This is a genomic window from Pararhizobium sp. LjRoot235, from assembly GCF_964254145.1.
Classification (GTDB): Bacteria; Pseudomonadota; Alphaproteobacteria; order Rhizobiales; family Rhizobiaceae; genus Pararhizobium.
Genome location: NZ_CAXUSP020000001.1, coordinates 2,731,491 through 2,749,880, shown reverse-complemented (window position 1 = coordinate 2,749,880; position 18,390 = coordinate 2,731,491). Strand labels below are relative to the sequence as shown.

The window sequence follows — 18,390 nt, the reverse complement described above, 5'->3', positions numbered from 1 at the left end:
TGTCCGAGGGCAGCGGATCAAGAGGAGATCGATTGGCTGCAGGATGGGAAAAAACACGCGACAGGAATGACATCTGTCTTGCGGATTGGTCCCAACCGGGAAGGCGCGATATGCGCGTTTGCGGTTCGCCAATATCCCGGTCAGACGAGTCGCTGAAACGGGAGGTCGTGAATGTCAGTCACTGCAATTCTCAATGAAAAAGGCCGTCAGGTATTCACCGTCGATCCGCACTCGCTGGTGCGAGCAGCTGTCCGGTTGCTCCATGAACACCGCATCGGTGCCATCGTTGTCGTCAAGCCCGGTGACAAGATCGCAGGCATTTTGACGGAGCGCGACGTGGTCGCCGCCATGGATAAGTACGGCGCGGCATGCCTGGATAAACCGGTTTCCGCCGTGATGTGGTCCAAGGTCCATCGTTGCACGGAAGAAATGAGCATCCACGACATCATGGAAATCATGAACAACATGCGCGCGCGCCATCTTCCGGTGGAAAAGAACGGGCGCTTGGTCGGAATCGTCTCGATTGGCGACGCGGTGAGACATCATGTCCGTGCGATCGAGAACGAGGCCGAGCACATCAAGGCCTATATCGCCGGGCAGGACGCCAAGACTGTTCATCTATAAGGCTTTTCGCGAACGGCGCGGCGAGGTGTCAGGCTTCGCCCGCAGCGTGCGGCCGCCGTTACCCGCGCACCATCACGTCCTGCAGCCGCTGCAGCTCGCTGAGCCTGGATTTGGTTTCGTGATAGCCGCGATCGATCGCTTCGCCGGCGCGGTGGAATTCCGACAATCCGATGTCGTTCAGCTTGGGGTGCAGCGCCAGATCCGGCGGGTCACCGGCAAGGCGTGCGCGTGAGATGCGGTCCTGAATGATGTTGAAGGCCTGAACCATGACACCCGTCATGCCAAGGCGCGTCGTCGGGCGGGGCGCCGGCTGGTTGTCGATCGCCTGATTGTCGGCGCGATGCTTGATCACCGCGGAGCGGCCATAAAGATCGTAATTAAGGTTCACGGCAACGACGAGTTGCTGCTCATAGGCGCGGCAGACCGATACCGGCACCGGATTGACGAGCGCGCCATCCATCAGTGTGCGGTTGTTGGACTTGATCGGCTCGAAGATGCCGGGCAACGCATAGGAGGCGCGGATTGCGGTGATCAGAGATCCTTCGCCGATCCAGACTTCATGGCCGGAGTTGACCTCGGTCGCGACAGCGACAAATGGCCGATCCAGGTTTTCGATGGATATATCCTGCAGATGTTCCTGCATGCGCTTTGTCAGGCGCAAGCCCCCGAACAGGCCGCCGCCGCCGATGGCGAAATCGAGCAGGCCGGCGATGCGCCGCATGGTCAGTGAACGGGCGAACGTTTCGAGTTCATCGAGCTTTCCGGCAAGATAGCAGCCGCCGACGAGCGCGCCGATCGACGTGCCGGCGATCATGCCGACTTCGATGCCTTCTTCATCCAGCGCCTTGAGGACGCCGATATGGGCCCAGCCGCGCGCCGCGCCGCCGCCGAGGGCGAGGGCGATCTTGGACTTTGGCGGTTTGATCTGTTCGGGAGGAGGTGAGGTCAGAGCGTGGGAGGGACCGCCGGGCGCCGACGCGTCTGCTGTGATCCCGCTGCGATTAAATGTCCAGTTCAACATCCGGCACCTCCATGCCGCAGAACGAATTGTTACAGGCCGTCACGTCTCGCGTTGCTGCGTTGCAAGCGCATGCGGTAAGACACAATCTACATCAGACTCTTCTCTGCCGGTGATTCCGGCGGAACGCGTCCGAAGTTGAGATTACGCTCCCACCCTGGTTGCGAAATCGTGAATCCTGACGGAAACTGATCCAAAAAGCGTCAGATGCTTAATTTTTGCCGTAGACGTCGTCTGGATGGAAATGAATTTCGGTATCAACAATGTTAAGTGCCGTGACACCGTCCTTGGTATCAATGACACGGTAGAAGCAGGAGCGGCGGCCGGTGTGGCAGGTCGCATCATGACCGGCAACGCGAACCTTCAGCCACAATGCATCCTGGTCGCAATCGGTACGCAGTTCCACTACATTCTGCAGGTTACCGGAGGTTTCGCCCTTCTTCCAGAGGCTTTTGCGCGAACGGCTAAAGTAGTGAGCAATGCCGGTCTCGATGGTGAGCGAGAGCGCTTCGGCGTTCATATGTGCGACCATCAGAAGCGTGCCGTCGCCGGCGTCTGTAACAACGGCTGTGATCAGTCCGTTGCTGTCGAAACGGGGCGTGAAGGCGGAACCTGATTCCAGTTCCGCCTTGTCGGCGGGCGGTGGGGCAAATTCAACGGTCATGGGGAAAGCTCCGTTTGAAGGAGCTTACTTGAAGCCCCTGAGCAAGGTCATGAAGCGGGCCTGTTCGGCGGGCTCGGTCTTGAAGACACCGGTAAAGGTGGTGGTCAGCGTTGTCGAGCCCTGCTTTTGAACGCCGCGCATCGCCATGCACATATGCTCGGCTTCGATCATCACGGCCACGCCGCGCGGCTGCAGGGTATCGTCGATCGCCTTGGCGATCTGGGCCGTCATGGTCTCCTGCGTCTGCAGTCGGCGGCCATAGATATCGACGACACGGGCGATCTTCGACAGGCCAAGCACCTTTCCATCAGGCAGATAGGCGATATGCGCCTTGCCGATGATCGGCACCATGTGGTGTTCGCAATGCGAGAAGAACGGAATGTCCTTGACGAGCACGACATCGTCATAGCCGCCAACTTCCTCGAAGGTGCGGCCAAGGACGTCCTCGGCGGCGAGTTCGTAGCCCGAGAACAGTTCCTTGTAGGCCTTGGCGACGCGCGCGGGTGTATCGATGAGCCCTTCGCGTTCCGGATCGTCACCGGCCCAGCGCAGGAGAACGCGCACGGCGTCCTCAGCCTCTTTCTGGCTCGGCCTGCCATCCGTGGCGGGCAGGGCAGGAAAATTCTTGACTATTGCGTCCATAATGGCCCCTTGTTGTAACACGGGTTACTTGACGTTTATCTTTTCGGACAACTCGCCACTGGCCATTTACCTGACGCTTTCAGGCCTGGTTTCCGTCGGCGGGCTCCGGGGCTTTCAGATTGGCAGAGGTTAAGGCTCTGGATCATCCGGCACGGTTTCCCAAACAACAGGCGACCGTTCGCTCTTGCGAACCTGTCGCCTCCACACGACATACCATATAATATGCCGGGATACATGTGAAAGGGGCGCAGGCGAAGACACTGTGTTTTTTTCCTGGATACGATAGAAAATCATGCGCGGATTGCCTGAAAACGCGCAAAAACAACCGGATCGCGTCGAATGATGGATGAAATCTACAACAGCAGGATTCTCGAGTTCGCCGGGAATATCCCAAGAAGCGGCAGGCTCGAGCACCCCGACGCCGAGGCGACCGCGCATTCCAAGCTCTGCGGGTCGAGGGTACGCATCGGCTTGAAAATGGAGGGTGATGTTGTCACCGACTTCGCCCATGAGGTGAAGGCCTGCGCCCTGGGACAGGCTTCGTCATCGATCATGGCGCGTCACGTTGTTGGTGCGACGACCGGTGAAATCCGCCAGGCGCGGGAGGACATGCTCGCCATGCTCAAGGCGGACGGCGAGGGGCCATCCGGCCGCTTCGAGGACATGCGGTTCCTGAAGCCGGTGAGGGACTACAAGGCCCGCCATGCCTCAACCATGCTGACCTTCGATGCGGTGGTTGATGCCATCGGACAGATCGAGGCGACGCGCCTCGTCAGAGCTGCGGTGTGAGATGTGCGGCGAGCCGGGATGCCAGGGGCATGAGGCGGTCCATCGACCCTATTCTGGCCGGAACTATGCGGGGCCGTATCGCAAGACGCCCGGGCGGCTCTTCGGCATGGCCTTCATCCGGCTCTATCAGCTGACACTCTCCGGCTTCATCGGCAATTCCTGCCGGCATATCCCCACCTGTTCGGAATATGGCTATGAGGCCATCGCCCGCCACGGTTTCTGGCCGGGCGGCTGGATGACCCTGTTTCGCGTCATGCGATGCGGGCCGGGTGGTACGAGCGGATTGGACCCGGTGCCGGAGACGCTCGACCCGGCCAAGCATTGGTGGACACCCTGGCGTTACTGGCGGACGGGTGTTGCGAAAACCGGCACTGCAATAAAATGACGACTTATGTCGCCTTGCTGCACAGCATCGTTCTCGGCGCAGGGCGCCGCGTCGTCATGGCGGATTTGCGGGAAACCGTAGAAAGCGCCGGCTTCCGATCTCCGCGCACGCTCGTCGCCACCGGCAATCTGGTCTTCGACGCCGACGATGAAACGGTTGCCGACGTGGAAGCGGCGTTGGAAACGGCCTTCGCCCGCGATTTCGGCAAGCATGTCGATATCATCGCGCGCGCTGCCGAAGACTGGATTGCGCTTGCTGCAGGCAATCCGTTTTCGGATGCCAGCGCGTCGGACGCACCAAACATTGTCGTGCGCGTGATGCGGACGCCATTGAGCAAGGATGTTCTGCCGGGCTTGCAACGGCGTTGCACCGACGGCGAGAAAATCCGCATCGTCAACGGTGACCTCTGGATTTATTTCCCCGGAAAGCCAAGCACTTCAAGGCTGCTTTCGGTGCTGACCGCGAAACGCCTCGGCGTTGGCACGCTGCGCAACTGGAATACCGTGAGCGGCCTGCGGGACATGATCGGCGTCTGAGCAGGCTGTTCTTTACTCCGTGGCAAAAACGCTCTATCACCCGCGCGTCAATTTGCCGGGCTTCCGGCCACTAGAGTGGATGATTTTAGGCCGAATCGACCTAAAATCTGAATCCGCTCTAGAAACAAAGAAGTAGAGCATGATGTCGTCCGAAAACCGCCTACACTTTTCGGCATCATGCTTTTCACCACCCGCATTCGTTGGCGGGACTGGACAAGGAAGAAATCATGTCTGACGCTGTTTCCCTTACATTTCCCGATGGTTCCGTCCGCGGCTACGCTGCTGGCACGACGGGCCGCGACGTCGCCGAATCGATCTCCAAGTCGCTTGCAAAGAAAGCCATCGCGATCGCGCTGGATGGCGAATTGCGCGACCTGTCCGACCCGGTTGTCACCGGCCGGCTTGAGATCGTCACTCGCGAAGACGCCCGCGCGCTGGAACTGATCCGCCACGATACCGCCCATGTGATGGCCGAGGCCGTGCAGGAGTTGTGGCCGGGAACGCAGGTCACCATCGGTCCGGTGATTGAGAACGGCTTCTATTACGATTTCGCCAAGGACGAGCCCTTCACGCCCGACGATCTGCCGAAGATCGAAAAGCGCATGAAGGAGATCATCCAGCGCAACAAGCCCTTCACCAAGGAAGTCTGGTCGCGCGACAAGGCCCGCCAGGTCTTTGCCGAGAAGGGCGAGAAGTACAAGGTCGAGCTGGTCGATGCCATTCCGGAGAACCAGGACCTGAAGATCTATTATCAGGGCGACTGGTTCGATCTCTGCCGCGGGCCGCACATGGCGTCCACCGGTCAGATCGGCAACGCCTTCAAGCTGATGCGGGTGGCCGGCGCCTATTGGCGCGGCGACAGTAACAATCCGATGCTGACGCGCATCTACGGCACCGCCTGGCGCACGCAGGAAGAACTGGACCAGTATCTGCACGTTCTGGCGGAAGCCGAGAAGCGCGATCACCGCCGCCTCGGCCGCGAGATGGACCTGTTTCATTTCCAGGAAGAAGGCCCGGGCGTCGTCTTCTGGCACGGCAAGGGCTGGCGTATCTTCCAGACGCTGGTTGCCTACATGCGTCGGCGCTTGGCCGGCACCTACCAGGAAGTCAACGCGCCGCAGGTGCTTGACAAGTCGCTGTGGGAAACCTCCGGCCACTGGGGCTGGTACCGCGACAACATGTTCAAGGTGACGGTTGCCGGCGACGATACCGATGACGATCGCGTCTTCGCCTTGAAGCCGATGAACTGCCCCGGCCACATCCAGATCTTCAAGCACGGCCTGAAGTCCTACCGCGAACTGCCGATCCGGCTTGCCGAGTTCGGCAACGTCCACCGCTACGAGCCTTCGGGCGCGTTGCACGGCCTGATGCGCGTGCGCGGCTTCACCCAGGACGATGCGCATGTCTTCTGCACCGACGAGCAGATGGCAGCGGAGTGCCTGCGCATCAACGACCTCATCCTCTCGGTCTATGAGGACTTCGGCTTCAAGGAAATCGTGGTCAAACTCTCGACCCGTCCGGAAAAGCGCGTCGGCGATGACACTCTGTGGGATCGCGCCGAAAGCGTGATGATGGAGGTCTTGAAGACGATCGAGGCGCAGTCGGAAGGCCGCATCAAGACCGGCATCCTGCCCGGCGAGGGCGCTTTCTACGGTCCGAAGTTCGAATATACCCTGAAGGACGCCATCGGCCGCGAATGGCAGTGCGGCACGACGCAGGTGGACTTCAACCTGCCGGAACGGTTCGGAGCCTTCTACATCAACCAGAATTCCGACAAGCAGCAGCCTGTGATGATCCACCGCGCCATCTGCGGATCGATGGAGCGCTTCCTCGGCATTCTCATCGAGAATTTCGCCGGCCACATGCCGTTGTGGATTTCGCCGCTGCAGGTGGTCGTCGCGACCATCACCTCCGAGGCCGACGACTACGGCCGCGAGGTGGCCGAACTTCTGCGTGATGCCGGGCTGAACGTCGAGACCGACTTCCGCAACGAGAAGATCAACTACAAGGTCCGCGAGCATTCGGTGACCAAGGTGCCGGTGATCATCGTCTGCGGCATGCGAGAAGCGGAAGAGCGCACCGTCAATATCCGCAGGCTGGGTTCGCAGGCGCAGACGCCGATGGCGCTCGACGAGGCGATTGCCTCGCTCGTTTCGGAGGCAACGCCGCCGGATGTAAAGCGGAAGGCGGAGCAGCGGAAAAAGGCAACGGCCTGATCTGCAGCCGGTGGCGAATGATGACGTGCAGGAGGTTCGCGCCGGCGCAAACTTCCCGGCGCCCCACGGCGCATGTCGGAAAACTGTAGCATTCGCGGGCTATCCGATTGAGGTCCAGGCTGCACTACGGAATATGCGCAGCCGGACCAAAATCCAAAAGGCTCTGTGCCGCGTCCGCCGGACGCGGCTTTGATGGAACGAGGAACAACGTGCAGTTCAAGGAGCTGTCCTACGCCAACGAGAATGATCGACGGCTGAAGCGTTGGTTCATACGCGCCATGGAAGGGCTTGCCGGGCGCAATCGCTATGCCAGGCTCTACGATCAGTGGCGCCATGACATCGTCGGGAGAAGCGACCGGATTTTCGGCGAGATGCTGGAACTAATCAATGTGCGCCTGCGCGTGCACGGAGATTGGCCGCCGCGCCATCTGCCCGACACCCCGGTCGTGATCGTCGCCAACCATCCCTTCGGCATCGGTGACGGCATCGCCGTCCTGTCGCTCGCCGAACAGCTCGGCCGTCCGTTCCGGGTGCTGATCAACAATGAGCTGCTGAAGGTGCCGGAAATGGCGCCTTATTCGCTGCCTATCTCGTTTGAGGAAACCAAGGAAGCGCTGGCGCTCAACATGCAGACACGCCACGAGGCCGTTCGTCTTCTGAAGGAAGGTGTAACTTTGATCGTTTTCCCGGCCGGCGGCGTCGCGACGGCCAGGAAGGGCTTTGGACGCGCTGAGGACCTTCCATGGAAAATGTTTCCGGCAAAGCTGATTCAGGCTGCCAAGGCGAGCGTCATCCCCATCTATTTCGAGGGCCAGAACGGTCGGCTGTTTCACCTTGCCAGCAAGGTATCGATGACGCTGCGCATTTCGCTGCTCATCCGCGAGTTTCGCCGGCTCTCCGGCACGACGATCACGTCGCGCATTGGCAAGCTGATCGCCTGGGAAGAGCTCAGCGCCATTGCGGATCGTAAGGATATCCTGACGCGGATTTATGATGCCGTCTTTTCCATGGCGCCGCCGCGCCGCCAGTTCTTCGGCAAAGCGGTCTCCTGAGCGTCTCGCTCAATCCTGCGCGGCCGCGCCGTTCGCCGCCGCCGGTGATCCCTTGTCATTCAGCAAGACCTCGACGTCGGTGTTGACGCCTGCCTTCACGGTGAAATCCCGCTGGAAAATCTTCTCTTTGTTGCGGGCGATCGCGGTATAGCCGCCCTCGGCGAGAACCAGCGTCGGAAAGGCGCCGACGCTTTCGCTGACAACGTCGCCGGACGACGTAAGGATCGACCAGGCCGTATCGGCGATCGCTTCGCCGCCCGGTTCCGATACCAGCTTCAGGGTCAGCTTCGCGGCCCGGTGCTGGATCGTCGCCTCGGTCAGCTTTCCTGCCTCGATCTGGATATCGGCGCGAATGACCGCGTTCACCGAACCGTAGTTGGAGACCACGTGGTAGGTGCCGGTATTCAGCCGGACCACGGTGCCCGGCTTCACGTCGGCGACAACGAGCGCGCGTTCTCCATCTTCCTTCTCATCCGCGGAGAAAATGGAGAAACTCAGTTCGCCCGGCGGAATGCGCATGTCGCTGCCGGAGATCGCGTTCAGCATGACGCCGCCGGCATCGAGAACGAGAACCTGCTTTTCAACCGCGCCTGTTTCCGCGATCCTGATCTTGCGGGTTGCGGCGGCGCGTCCGAAGGCGACATTGACGAAATACTCGCCGGGAATGAGCTGAAATGCCGCCGATCCCCCTTCCGAGGTCGCCAAGAGCGGCAGCTTGCCGTCCGATCCGGGGATGGGGTTGAAGACACGCCAGGTCAGGCCCTGCTCGACAGGTTTGCCCTTTTCCGTCAGCAGTGCTTCAAGCCGGATGTCCTTGGCCTTGACACCCTCGGGCTCCGAGACCACGGGATTGAAGCTGTTCAGCTTCGGCATCTTCTGCGGGGAGGATATCGCCGGGAAGCTTTTGAAGGGGTCGGCCAGATCCTGTGCGCGCGATCCGGAGCCACCTGCAACAAAAATAAGTGCTGTGAAAACTCCAAGGAACTGACCGGCGGTGATGCGCATGAGGTGGTTGACATCCTGAGTGTGTGGCTCCACTTGAAACGCCGGTATGGCAATTTCGTGGCTGCCTCTTTGATCGTGGAGTGCGATGGTGGCGTGCGGTGGCAAAACTAATGGAAATGGACGGCGATGAAAACCGAAATCAGTCTGCGCGAGTATCTGGCAACCCGCCGCTCCATCCCGGCCTTTCAGATGGGCGGTCCGGGGCCTGGAACGGCGGAAATCGAAGAGATGCTGAAGCTCGCATCCCGCGTTCCGGATCATGGCAAACTCGCGCCATGGCGCTTCATCGTCTATCGCGGCGAAGAGCGGGTGCGAATCAGTGGCGAGCTTGCGAAGATGGCGCTTGCCGCCAAGCCGGATCTTTCGGAAGAGATGATCAAGGTGGAAAACACGCGCCTGACCCGGGCGCCCGTTGTCGTCGCCGTCGTCAGCACGGCGGCGCCGCATTTCAAGGTTCCGGAATGGGAGCAGGTCATGTCCGCCGGTGCCGTCTGCCTCAACCTGCTGATGGCCGTCAACGCGCATGGCTATGCTTCCAACTGGCTGACGGAGTGGTATGCCTTCGATGAAAAGGCCTATCCGCTGCTCGGCGTGCAGCCCGGCGAAAAAATTGCAGGCTTCATCCATATCGGCACGCCGCAAGTGCCCCCGACGGAGCGCCCACGACCGGCACTGGCCGACATCGTCACCTGGGTCGGCGAGGACGCGTGATGTTCTACGAGACCGGGCAGAACGCCCACGGCCTTGCCCATGACCCTTTCAAGGCGATCGTCTCGCCGCGGCCGATCGGATGGATCGGTTCGCGGGCGGCGGACGGCAGCCTCAATCTTGCGCCCTATTCTTTCTTCAACGCGATCAGCGACACACCGAAGCTGGTGATGTTCTCGTCATCCGGCCGCAAGGATTCGGTCAGGAACATCGAGGAAACCGGCGAATTCACCGCCAGCTTCGTCAGCCACGACCTGAAGGACGCAATGAACATGACATCGGCTCCGGCGCCGCATGGAGAGAGCGAATTCGCTCTTGCCGAATTGACCCCGCTCGAGGGCAAGCTGGTCCGGGCGCCGTTTGTCGCCGAGGCCTACGCGGTGCTCGAATGCAAGGTGACGGAGATGTTTCAGCCGAAGGCTCTTGATGGCTCGACCTCCGACAGTCACGTGGTCATCGGGCAGGTCGTCGGCATCCATATCCGCGAAGAAGCAATTCGAGATGGGCGCTTCGACATGGCCAAGGTGAGGCCGATCGGCCGCATGGGCTATATGGACTATTGCGATGCGGGCGACGTCTTCGAGATGTTCAGGCCAAAGAGGTAGCGCAGGTCAGCCCGCCGAGAGAGACGCCAACTGGGCGGCGCTACGTGCGATCACGCCGGAAAAACCGTCGGCACGGCTGATGTCTCGCCTCGCTCGCAATTTGTCGGGCGAAAGCGGGTCTTCGGTAAGCAGTTCGTAACATGCAAGATCGGCCTGCGCGGCCTTCAGGATCGTGGCTGCTCGGGCAAACAAGGATGGTGCGCCGGGCCTTCCGGCCAACGCGTTGTTCGCGTCACTTGCCGTCACCCCTCCTAACGCCGCACCGTCGAAGATCAGGCCTCGCAGCCGCGCCGATACGCCGAGAAGCGAATGGGGCGAAAGAAAGAACGCTGGCAATTCTCCGACCTCGGCAAGAATGGCGATCGATCCGGCCTCCAGCCCGGTTTCGGCTTCGGCAACCCGCAGCATGACATCGAGTTTCTGGATGTCGGCCACCCCGCCACAGCGCGATAGGACGAAGCCGTCGGGCCTGAGCGCCACAAGGTGTGAAAGCGCTTTCTGACCATTGTCATCGTCCGGCATGCCGATACGCAGCAACGTCAGCCCCTTGGTGCTGTCAGATGCACGGCTATCGAGGACCGGCTGCACCTTCGCGGTCGCCCAGTCTTCGCGGATATCGACGATGACGGTCACGGGACGGCCAGCCGGGACGTCTGCCGACACCAACGCCTCCGCCGGTGCGCAGAGCAGTAAAGGCATGATTTCGAAGCGGTTAACGGACATGGTGAACCAATCTTAAACCTTTAATCGCTAACATACTCGACATCATGATGTGGTGGTTGGTGTGTAGTGAGGCGTCGGTGATCATTCAAGCATTTCTTCGTTGGGTCGAAACCGCGAAAACAGGGGATCGGGTTCGGGCGGCGTCGGCGTTGGGTCGAGCCTACGTGACGACGGAGATGACCACGCTCGACCACCATGCCGCCGAAATGGCGATGACCTTTCTTCTCGATGACCCCTCTCCGAAAGTGCGTCTTGCGCTCGCCGAGGCAGTCGCCGATTTCAACTGCATCCCCCGCTCAATCATCCTGTCGCTGGCCGAAGATCAACCGGAAACCGCCTACGCCGTGATTTCCCGTTCGCCGGTGCTGAATGATATGGATCTCGTCGATCTCGCCGCCAGGGGAACGGCGGAAACGCGCGCCGTCATCGCTGCGCGCCACCCCCTGTCCCGGCCGGTTGCCGCCGCGATCGCCGAAATCGGTGGCGAGGAAGAAGTGCTGATCCTGCTTGAAAACGAGCAGGCCAGATTTTCCTCCCGGACGCTGAAGCGGTTGAGTGACCGGCTTGGTCACCTCTGGTCGATCCGCAACTGCCTGCTCGAGCGCGAGGACCTGCCGGCGGACGCCCGCCACGCACTGGCCGAGAAAGTCGGCGCGGCCTTGTCCAGCTTTGGCCTCGTGCAGGCAGCGATCGGCGGGCGCCGTGTCGAGCGCATCACCCGCGAAGCCTGCGACAGGGCCGCCGTCGACATGGCGGGAGCCGCACAAGCAGATCAGATCCCGGCATTGGTCGAGCATCTGCGCGCGACCGGGCGTCTGACCCCCGCCTTCCTGCTGCATGCCCTGTGTTCGGGCAAGATTGATTTCTTTGCGGCCGTTATTGTCAATCTGTCGGGCGTTACCGGCAAGCGGGTGCGTTCGATCCTCTCCGATGGGCGGATCCACGCCATTCGCGCTCTGTTCGATAGCGCCGGCCTTGGCCCCGATGTGAGCGCACTCTTTGCCGAGGCGATGATGATCTGGCGCAAGGAAAACCGGTCCGGTTCTCCTGGGCCGGCCGCCACCATTTCCTCTGTCCTGCTGTCGAAGTTGCGGGGCAAGAGGCATGCCTCGAAAACATCCGGCAGCCTTACCGATATCATCGAGAAATTGACCATCGCCGAGCAGCGGCAGACGGCACGCGACTACGCGCTGCTTGCGGCGAGGGAAGCTGCCTGACGTCAGATGCAGGTTGCGGCGCCGAGCAATCGCATCAGCGCGGAGAGCCGCCCGTTGAGCTTGTCCAATCCATTCGGCGCCTTCTTGATGCCATCCAGGCAGACGTAGAGAAGATCGGTCAGGGTTGCCGCGGAAAGCCCGGTGGCCGACAGCGAGATTTCACCCGTGGATACCGCTTCCGTCACGGCGTTTTCGATCAGCGAACGCAGGCGGGTGGAGGTCGCCGCCATTGTATCGGCTGCCAGGGCCATGTTGGCCTCGAACAGTTCCTGCCCGTAAGTGCTCGCCCTCACCGGACCGAACAGGACCATCGTGAAATCCATCAGCGCCGCCTCCAGGCGGACAAGGAAGGATTTCTCCGACGCAAGGGCAGCCTCGGCTGCCTTCAACGCTTCTCCGTGATGCCATTGCATCAGCGACCGAAAAAGATCGTCTTTGTTTCGGAAGTGCAGGTAGAGCGCGGCGCGCGACATCATGGCGGCATCGGCGATGTCCTGCATCGATGCCTTCTTGAAGCCGTAGCGGGTAAAAACCTCCGCCGCGGCCATGGCGATGTGCTGTTTCCTTTCGTCCATTCCGCTGAATTGACACTTTGGACTAAAAATGTCAACCTGACGAAATAGACAAGAAATGTCATAACGACAGTTCCGATAGGAGATCAAGAAATGCACACAGGAAAAGGGCTGGTCGTTGTCACCGGCATTGGCGGGTTCCTTGGAGCGCACGTCGCGGTGCGATTGCTGCACGCCGGCTACGATGTTCGCGGCACGTTGCGCTCGCTGAAACGGGCAAATTCCATCGAGACGGCGATCCGCTCTGCAGATGGCGCCACTGCCGGCGAGCTGTCCTTCGTCGAGGCCGATTTGCTGTCCGACAATGGTTGGGAAACGGCGTTTTCCGGGGCGATCGGCGTGATCCACACGGCATCACCATTCCCCTCGAGCGTGCCCAGAGACGAAAACGAGCTCATTCTGCCCGCCTGTGAGGGAACGCTGCGTGTCCTGCGGAACGTGAAGAAAGCCGGCATCCGCCGCGTTGTCCTGACGTCGTCGATCGCGGCGATCAACTATGGTTCGGGGAGGGCGCCATTTACCGAATCCGACTGGACGGATGTCGATGGCCCGCTGGCCACGCCTTATTACAAGTCCAAGACCATCGCGGAGCGTGCCGCCTGGGATTTTGCCCGTGAGAACGATCTGGAACTTGTGGTGATCAATCCCGGCATGATTCTCGGACCCATTCTCGGCAAGGATTCGGGGACTTCGGTTGGCGTCGTGCAAAGCCTGTTGAAAGGTCGCTATCCGGCCATGCCCGATTTCAGCATATCGGTCGTCGACGTCCGCGATGTCGCCGAGGCGCATGTCCTTGCCTTGACCGTGCCGGAGGCGGCGGGCGAACGCTTCATCGCCGGGGGCGAGGCCTTGTCGGTGAAGGATATTGCAAGCGTGCTGAAACGTGACTTTCCCGACTATGCACGCAAGCTGCCGAAATTCGTATTGCCCAATTGGCTGGCCGGCCTTGCCGCGCGCTTCGATCCGGGTCTCAAGATGATCATCCGCGAGCTGGGCCGCGATGCGCGCGTCTCCAACGAAAAGGCCAGGCGGGTTCTCGGCTGGAAGCCGCGATCGGAAGAGGACGCCATTCGCGCCAGCGCCGAAAGCCTGATCGCCGCCGGACTTTTGTAATCGCTATTTCGTGAACTTTCGCGCCACCCAGGAATAGCCGTCCTCGATATAGTGGACCGGTTTGGTCACGGCGTCGCGCAGCTTGGACGTATCGGGAAGGGCACCCGTGACCAGCGCTAGTGTGCGACGCGGCAGACTCGGCTGCTGCTGTTCGGCTAAGGGCGGCGTCGGAACCGGATCCGGCGTCACCACATGGGTCTGGTCAAGCTCTGTCTGAACTGCGGGCAAGGGGGCGGGATCCTGTACCTTCGCCATCTGTTTGTCCGATGTCTCGCAGACGGCGACGATCACCGGGTAGTTGCTGTTGGAGAACTTCGGCAGTTGCTTCTGCGATTCGGCGTCGCAAATCGCAACTGTCTCCCAGGTACCGTTCACGGTCGATACGTAGTGGCATTGGCTGACACTGTCGTCGCAGCCGAGGATTGTCATGACGATCAGGGCAGGAACCATCGCGAATATGTCTCCAGTTCGATTTCGGCATCAGCCGCCGAGGGCTCGATTCGTGTTTCGCTGACGTAACGTCCTGTTTGCTCCGGAAGTAAGGCAGGCTGGAAAAATCTTCGAAACAAATTGTTTCTGTTCGTTTCGACGGGTGAGCGCTGGTTGCCGCTGTGCGAAAATTGCCGTCTGTTCCGTCGTGCAAGCTGCTCATAGTATCGCCATAGCTGAGTGAATCGATCTGTGAAGGAATACCGCCAAGTGACCGTCGTCATTGCAAAAGAACCGCCCCGCCAGGCCGGAGTGCTCGATCTGCTTGAACAATCCGACGCCTATGCGCAATCGCTTTATCCGGCGGAAAGCAATCATATGGTCGATGTATCGACACTGGAAAAACCGTCAGTGGCCTTCTTCGTGGCGCGGCACGAAGGCGAGATCGTCGGCTGTTGCGCGCTGGTGGATGCCGGTGACGGCAGCGCCGAGATCAAGCGCATGTTCGTCGATCCGAAGGCGCGCGGTCTCAGGATCGGCCGCAAGCTTTTGGAGACCATCGAGGATCACGGCCGAGAGGCGGGCCTGTCGGCCATCCGGCTCGAAACGGGTATCCATCAGCCCGAAGCCATCCGCCTCTACAGGACCGCCGGCTATCTCGACATCGGTCCGTTCGGTGCCTACCAGCCGGATCCGCTCAGCCTGTTCATGGAAAAGATGATTGGCTGACGCAGCGTCAGGCAAAACATCGAAAAATCGTTTCCGCTGCGTAAGTTGGAGCGGAAACCGGATTCAATTCAACAGCCTGTTGAATCAAGCTGTGAGAGGCGCCTAGATATCCAGGTTTTCCGCGAACACTGCGCGTTCCTGGATGAAGCGGAAGCGGGCGTCCGCCTTGGTGCCCATCAGATTGTCGACGGCCTCGCGGGTGCCTTCGAAATCGATCTCGTCGATGGCAACCTTCAGCAGCGTGCGCTTGGCCGGGTCCATCGTGGTTTCCTTGAGTTGCGCCGGCATCATTTCGCCAAGACCCTTGAAACGGCCGATCTCCACCTTGCCGCGGCCGTTGAACTCCGTTTCCATCAGCTCCACCCGATGGGCGTCATCACGGGCATAGAGCGTCTTTGCCCCTTGGGTAATGCGGTAAAGCGGCGGCACAGCCAGATACAAATGCCCGCCACGGATCAGTTCCGGCATTTCCTGATAGAAGAAGGTGATCAGCAGCGATGCGATGTGAGCGCCGTCAACGTCCGCATCCGTCATGACGATGACGCGATCGTAGCGCAGGTCTTCCTCGCGGTATTTGCTGCGCGTGCCACAGCCGAGCGCCTGCACGAGATCGCCGATCTGCTGGTTGGCGCCGAGTTTTTCGCGGCCGGCGCTGGCGACGTTGAGGATCTTGCCGCGCAGGGGCAGGATCGCCTGGTTGGCGCGGTTGCGCGCCTGCTTGGCCGAGCCTCCGGCCGAATCCCCTTCGACGATGAAAAGCTCGGCGCCTTCGGCCGAATTCTGCGAGCAATCGGCAAGCTTGCCGGGCAGGCGAAGCTTGCGCACGGCGGTCTTGCGGCTGACCTCCTTTTCCTTGCGGCGGCGCACCCGCTCGTCGGCGCGCTCGATCACCCATTCGAGCAGTTTGGCCGCTTCCTGCGGGTTGTCGGCGAGGAAATGATCGAACGGGTCGCGGAGGGCGTTCTCGACGATGCGCTGCGCTTCGCCGGTCGCCAGCTTGTCCTTGGTCTGGCCGACGAATTCCGGCTCGCGGATGAAGACCGACAGCATGCCCGCCGCCGAAATCATGACGTCTTCCGTCGTGATGATTGCTGCCCGCTTGTTCTGCGTCAGCTCCGCATAGGCCTTGAGCCCCTTGGTCAGCGCAATGCGAAACCCGGCTTCATGCGTGCCGCCATCCGGCGTCGGGATCGTGTTGCAATAGGAATGCACGACGCTGTCGCCGCCATACCAGGTGACGGCCCATTCCAGCGCCCCGTGGCCGCCGGTCTTCTCGGTCTTGCCCGCAAAGATTTCCCGGGTGACGGTGAATTCCTTGCCCATCGTCGCCTGAAGATAATCTTTCAGACCGCCTGGGAAGTGGAAGACGGCCTTTTCCGGCGTTTCCGTGCCTTCGATCAGCGACGGATCGCAGGACCAGCGTATTTCGACGCCGCCGAACAGATAGGCCTTGGAGCGGGCCATGCGAAACAGCCGCGCCGGGTCGAACTTGGCATGGGCGCCAAAGATCTCCGGGTCCGGATGGAAGCGTACCTTGGTGCCGCGCCGGTTCTGGATGTCGCCGAGTTCCTCCAGCCCGCCCTGCGGAATGCCGCGCGAAAAGCGCTGGCGGTAGAGCTTGCGATTGCGGGCGATCTCTACTTCGAGAATATCCGACAGTGCGTTGACGACGGAGACGCCGACGCCGTGCAGACCACCGGATGTCTCATACACCTTGCTGTCGAACTTGCCGCCTGCATGCAGCACGGTCATAATCACTTGCAGCGTCGATTTGCCGGGAAACTTCGGATGGTTCTCGACCGGAATGCCGCGGCCGTTGTCGGTGACGGAGAGGCAGCCCTCGGCATCGAGATAGACGTCGATAAAATTCGCGTGTCCGGCGACAGCCTCGTCCATCGAGTTGTCGATGACTTCGGCAAACAGGTGATGCAACGCTTTTTCGTCGGTGCCGCCGATATACATGCCGGGACGCCGGCGCACCGGCTCCAGCCCCTCGAGCACTTCGATAGCCGATGCGTTGTAGTCGCCATTATCTGCTTTCAGGGCAGGCGTTGCATTGGTGCGCTGTTCCGCCGCCGGCTGCACAACGGCCGGCGCGACCGGCTTCGGCACGACGGGTTCCATCGCAGGCTTGGGTTTCTCGGGAAATGCTGAAAAGAGATCGTTGCTGTCGGTCATGGTCTGTTCAGAGGTCTTTCCGTGGTGGCGGCTTTCGGCTCGATCAAGTTACGGATAAGCCGCCATGAATTGTCTGCGCGAATCGCCGGAATTCTGCCAGACTCTTGGCATCAGAGCGACCAAACTGGTCGTGTCGTTCGGCCGAGTGCCCGCAAATACACCTGTTACGCCTTCAATACCGTCAACTGTTGCGTTGCGGAAGGCCCGATGGCAAGGCTTGGACCAAAAGAGGAACATCCCGAATGCACCTGTCCACAGCTCATTTGATTTTTCGCAGTCTTTTTGCCTGCACCGCTATCGCCGCTTTGGCTTTCCCCGCTGCGGCGGGACAATTGAAGCCCTTCAAGGACGAGCTGTTTTCCTATGGAAACCTCCTCGAAACGCGGGATGGCGGCGATTATCGCGTCGTCGACTATCAGGAGATGCGCGACATCAATGGCCGTGATCAGGTTCCCGAGCGCCGGGCAAAACGCGCCTATGTTGCACTGGGTGTGAAGAGCGAGCAGGCTAACGAGACCATCGATGCCGCAGGGCGGCCGCTCGACATTACCCGTGTCGGCCGCGAGCAGGGTGCGGCGTTCTCGGTGATCTTTATCCACGGCCGCGGTGGTGACCGGCGCCTCGGGGCCAACGACTGGTCCTTCGGCGGCAATTTCAACCGGCTGAAGAACCTCGCCGCCGAAAACGGCGGCGTCTATTACGCGCCGAGCGTTCGATCCTTCGACGACGCAGGCGTCACCGATATAGCGGGGCTGATCGCCTATGCCGAGCATCGGTCTCCGGGTCGCCCGGTGGTGCTGGCCTGCGCCTCGATGGGCAGTTTCATCTGCTGGGGCATGACACGCAACCCGCAGGCCGTCGCCGCCCTCAAAGGCATGATGATCATGGGCGGCCCCACGGACCCGGCTTTCCGCAACAGTGCCGCCTATAGGAAGAGACTGCCGATGTTCTTCAGCCACGGCAGCGCCGACAGCGTCTACGCCGCAGCCGATCAGGTCGCGCTCTACCGGTCGCTCAAAGCTGCGAACTACCCGAGCCGTTTCGTCCTGTTCCAGACCGGATCGCATGGAACGCCGGTTCGCATGACGGACTGGCGTGATGCTTTGAACTGGATCGGTGTTGATTGAATTCTCGTGTTTATATCGGAGAATCGTTAACCACCCCAGTAGTTTGATACTCGTGAAG

20 protein-coding genes are annotated in these 18,390 nt (G+C 60.7%); 12 read left to right on the top strand and 8 right to left on the bottom strand.

What is annotated here, in order from left to right:
- Positions 1 to 171: 171 nt before the first annotated feature.
- The gene (locus ACSQ2Z_RS13170; RefSeq protein WP_436081624.1) at positions 172 to 624 is read left to right on the top strand and encodes a CBS domain-containing protein; all 453 of its coding nucleotides are present in this window, start codon (positions 172 to 174) and stop codon (positions 622 to 624) included.
- Positions 625 to 682: 58 nt separating this feature from the next.
- Here the strand turns inward: ACSQ2Z_RS13170 and ACSQ2Z_RS13165 are convergent, their stop codons facing one another.
- From ACSQ2Z_RS13165 to folE, 3 genes are all read right to left on the bottom strand, one after another.
- On the bottom strand, positions 683 to 1,645 hold the full coding sequence (locus ACSQ2Z_RS13165; protein ID WP_436081623.1) for a patatin-like phospholipase family protein: 963 nt from the start codon (positions 1,643 to 1,645) through the stop codon (positions 683 to 685).
- A gap of 208 nt (positions 1,646 to 1,853) precedes the next feature.
- Entirely contained in the window at positions 1,854 to 2,306 is a 453-nt protein-coding gene (hisI, locus tag ACSQ2Z_RS13160; protein ID WP_436081622.1) for a phosphoribosyl-AMP cyclohydrolase, read from the bottom strand.
- Between the two features lie 24 nt (positions 2,307 to 2,330).
- Complete coding sequence (gene folE, locus ACSQ2Z_RS13155) at positions 2,331 to 2,948, bottom strand: GTP cyclohydrolase I FolE (protein ID WP_436081621.1); 618 nt, start codon at positions 2,946 to 2,948, stop codon at positions 2,331 to 2,333.
- A 339-nt stretch (positions 2,949 to 3,287) separates the two neighbouring features.
- Between folE and ACSQ2Z_RS13150 the strand changes: the two genes are divergently transcribed.
- From ACSQ2Z_RS13150 to ACSQ2Z_RS13130, 5 genes are all read left to right on the top strand, one after another.
- Complete coding sequence (locus ACSQ2Z_RS13150; RefSeq protein WP_436081620.1) at positions 3,288 to 3,737, top strand: iron-sulfur cluster assembly scaffold protein; 450 nt, start codon at positions 3,288 to 3,290, stop codon at positions 3,735 to 3,737.
- Position 3,738: 1 nt separating this feature from the next.
- Positions 3,739 to 4,122: a membrane protein insertion efficiency factor YidD gene (gene yidD, locus ACSQ2Z_RS13145; RefSeq protein WP_436081619.1), complete on the top strand. Its 384-nt coding sequence runs from the start codon at positions 3,739 to 3,741 to the stop codon at positions 4,120 to 4,122.
- Positions 4,119 to 4,658, top strand: a complete 540-nt coding sequence (locus tag ACSQ2Z_RS13140; protein ID WP_436081618.1) for a DUF1697 domain-containing protein — start codon at positions 4,119 to 4,121, stop codon at positions 4,656 to 4,658. Before yidD ends, ACSQ2Z_RS13140 begins: the two co-directional genes overlap by 4 nt.
- Positions 4,659 to 4,885: 227 nt before the next feature.
- Positions 4,886 to 6,874: a threonine--tRNA ligase gene (gene thrS, locus ACSQ2Z_RS13135; RefSeq protein WP_436081617.1), complete on the top strand. Its 1,989-nt coding sequence runs from the start codon at positions 4,886 to 4,888 to the stop codon at positions 6,872 to 6,874.
- A gap of 209 nt (positions 6,875 to 7,083) precedes the next feature.
- Positions 7,084 to 7,926, top strand: coding sequence for a lysophospholipid acyltransferase family protein (locus ACSQ2Z_RS13130; RefSeq protein ID WP_436081616.1), 843 nt, complete (start codon positions 7,084 to 7,086; stop codon positions 7,924 to 7,926).
- 9 nt (positions 7,927 to 7,935) lie between these two features.
- Here ACSQ2Z_RS13130 and ACSQ2Z_RS13125 read toward each other — a convergent pair whose 3' ends face one another.
- Complete coding sequence (locus ACSQ2Z_RS13125; protein ID WP_436081615.1) at positions 7,936 to 8,931, bottom strand: hypothetical protein; 996 nt, start codon at positions 8,929 to 8,931, stop codon at positions 7,936 to 7,938.
- Between the two features lie 126 nt (positions 8,932 to 9,057).
- Here ACSQ2Z_RS13125 and ACSQ2Z_RS13120 point away from each other — a divergent pair, with 126 nt between their 5' ends.
- Positions 9,058 to 9,642: a nitroreductase family protein gene (locus tag ACSQ2Z_RS13120; protein WP_436081614.1), complete on the top strand. Its 585-nt coding sequence runs from the start codon at positions 9,058 to 9,060 to the stop codon at positions 9,640 to 9,642.
- Entirely contained in the window at positions 9,642 to 10,244 is a 603-nt protein-coding gene (locus ACSQ2Z_RS13115) for a flavin reductase family protein (protein WP_436081613.1), read from the top strand. Before ACSQ2Z_RS13120 ends, ACSQ2Z_RS13115 begins: the two co-directional genes overlap by 1 nt.
- A 6-nt stretch (positions 10,245 to 10,250) precedes the next feature.
- On the opposite strand, the gene ACSQ2Z_RS13110 is transcribed toward ACSQ2Z_RS13115, so the two are convergent.
- Complete coding sequence (locus tag ACSQ2Z_RS13110; protein ID WP_436081612.1) at positions 10,251 to 10,907, bottom strand: aldolase; 657 nt, start codon at positions 10,905 to 10,907, stop codon at positions 10,251 to 10,253.
- Positions 10,908 to 11,014: 107 nt separating this feature from the next.
- Between ACSQ2Z_RS13110 and ACSQ2Z_RS13105 the strand changes: the two genes are divergently transcribed.
- Positions 11,015 to 12,184 (top strand): DUF2336 domain-containing protein, encoded by a 1,170-nt coding sequence (locus tag ACSQ2Z_RS13105; RefSeq protein ID WP_436081611.1) that lies wholly within the window; start codon positions 11,015 to 11,017, stop codon positions 12,182 to 12,184.
- 2 nt (positions 12,185 to 12,186) lie between these two features.
- Here the strand turns inward: ACSQ2Z_RS13105 and ACSQ2Z_RS13100 are convergent, their stop codons facing one another.
- The gene (locus ACSQ2Z_RS13100; protein ID WP_436081610.1) at positions 12,187 to 12,759 is read right to left on the bottom strand and encodes a TetR/AcrR family transcriptional regulator; all 573 of its coding nucleotides are present in this window, start codon (positions 12,757 to 12,759) and stop codon (positions 12,187 to 12,189) included.
- 90 nt (positions 12,760 to 12,849) lie between these two features.
- On the opposite strand from ACSQ2Z_RS13100, the gene ACSQ2Z_RS13095 reads away from it, so the two are divergent.
- On the top strand, positions 12,850 to 13,869 hold the full coding sequence (locus ACSQ2Z_RS13095; RefSeq protein WP_436081609.1) for an SDR family oxidoreductase: 1,020 nt from the start codon (positions 12,850 to 12,852) through the stop codon (positions 13,867 to 13,869).
- A 3-nt stretch (positions 13,870 to 13,872) separates the two neighbouring features.
- Here the strand turns inward: ACSQ2Z_RS13095 and ACSQ2Z_RS13090 are convergent, their stop codons facing one another.
- Positions 13,873 to 14,319 (bottom strand): hypothetical protein, encoded by a 447-nt coding sequence (locus ACSQ2Z_RS13090; protein WP_436081608.1) that lies wholly within the window; start codon positions 14,317 to 14,319, stop codon positions 13,873 to 13,875.
- Positions 14,320 to 14,568: 249 nt separating this feature from the next.
- On the opposite strand from ACSQ2Z_RS13090, the gene ACSQ2Z_RS13085 reads away from it, so the two are divergent.
- The gene (locus ACSQ2Z_RS13085) at positions 14,569 to 15,027 is read left to right on the top strand and encodes a GNAT family N-acetyltransferase (RefSeq protein ID WP_436081607.1); all 459 of its coding nucleotides are present in this window, start codon (positions 14,569 to 14,571) and stop codon (positions 15,025 to 15,027) included.
- 102 nt (positions 15,028 to 15,129) lie between these two features.
- Here the strand turns inward: ACSQ2Z_RS13085 and parE are convergent, their stop codons facing one another.
- Positions 15,130 to 17,205: a DNA topoisomerase IV subunit B gene (gene parE, locus ACSQ2Z_RS13080; RefSeq protein ID WP_436081606.1), complete on the bottom strand. Its 2,076-nt coding sequence runs from the start codon at positions 17,203 to 17,205 to the stop codon at positions 15,130 to 15,132.
- Between the two features lie 242 nt (positions 17,206 to 17,447).
- Between parE and ACSQ2Z_RS13075 the strand changes: the two genes are divergently transcribed.
- Positions 17,448 to 18,332, top strand: coding sequence for an alpha/beta fold hydrolase (locus tag ACSQ2Z_RS13075; RefSeq protein WP_436081605.1), 885 nt, complete (start codon positions 17,448 to 17,450; stop codon positions 18,330 to 18,332).
- Positions 18,333 to 18,390 lie beyond the last annotated feature (58 nt).

Bases quoted from the DNA above. Each gene is read 5' to 3' on its own strand.
- ACSQ2Z_RS13115 (WP_436081613.1), top strand. From the start codon at position 9,642: ATGTTCTACGAGACCGGGCAGAACGCCCACGGCCTTGCCCATGACCCT.
- ACSQ2Z_RS13075 (WP_436081605.1), top strand. From the start codon at position 17,448: ATGCACCTGTCCACAGCTCATTTGATTTTTCGCAGTCTTTTTGCCTGC.
- ACSQ2Z_RS13170 (WP_436081624.1), top strand. From the start codon at position 172: ATGTCAGTCACTGCAATTCTCAATGAAAAAGGCCGTCAGGTATTCACC.
- ACSQ2Z_RS13100 (WP_436081610.1), bottom strand. From the start codon at position 12,759: ATGGACGAAAGGAAACAGCACATCGCCATGGCCGCGGCGGAGGTTTTT.
- ACSQ2Z_RS13150 (WP_436081620.1), top strand. From the start codon at position 3,288: ATGATGGATGAAATCTACAACAGCAGGATTCTCGAGTTCGCCGGGAAT.
- ACSQ2Z_RS13165 (WP_436081623.1), bottom strand. From the start codon at position 1,645: ATGTTGAACTGGACATTTAATCGCAGCGGGATCACAGCAGACGCGTCG.
- ACSQ2Z_RS13125 (WP_436081615.1), bottom strand. From the start codon at position 8,931: ATGCGCATCACCGCCGGTCAGTTCCTTGGAGTTTTCACAGCACTTATT.
- ACSQ2Z_RS13105 (WP_436081611.1), top strand. From the start codon at position 11,015: ATGTGGTGGTTGGTGTGTAGTGAGGCGTCGGTGATCATTCAAGCATTT.
- folE (WP_436081621.1), bottom strand. From the start codon at position 2,948: ATGGACGCAATAGTCAAGAATTTTCCTGCCCTGCCCGCCACGGATGGC.
- ACSQ2Z_RS13095 (WP_436081609.1), top strand. From the start codon at position 12,850: ATGCACACAGGAAAAGGGCTGGTCGTTGTCACCGGCATTGGCGGGTTC.
- ACSQ2Z_RS13120 (WP_436081614.1), top strand. From the start codon at position 9,058: ATGAAAACCGAAATCAGTCTGCGCGAGTATCTGGCAACCCGCCGCTCC.
- ACSQ2Z_RS13090 (WP_436081608.1), bottom strand. From the start codon at position 14,319: ATGGTTCCTGCCCTGATCGTCATGACAATCCTCGGCTGCGACGACAGT.
- parE (WP_436081606.1), bottom strand. From the start codon at position 17,205: ATGACCGACAGCAACGATCTCTTTTCAGCATTTCCCGAGAAACCCAAG.
- thrS (WP_436081617.1), top strand. From the start codon at position 4,886: ATGTCTGACGCTGTTTCCCTTACATTTCCCGATGGTTCCGTCCGCGGC.
- ACSQ2Z_RS13140 (WP_436081618.1), top strand. From the start codon at position 4,119: ATGACGACTTATGTCGCCTTGCTGCACAGCATCGTTCTCGGCGCAGGG.
- yidD (WP_436081619.1), top strand. From the start codon at position 3,739: ATGTGCGGCGAGCCGGGATGCCAGGGGCATGAGGCGGTCCATCGACCC.
- hisI (WP_436081622.1), bottom strand. From the start codon at position 2,306: ATGACCGTTGAATTTGCCCCACCGCCCGCCGACAAGGCGGAACTGGAA.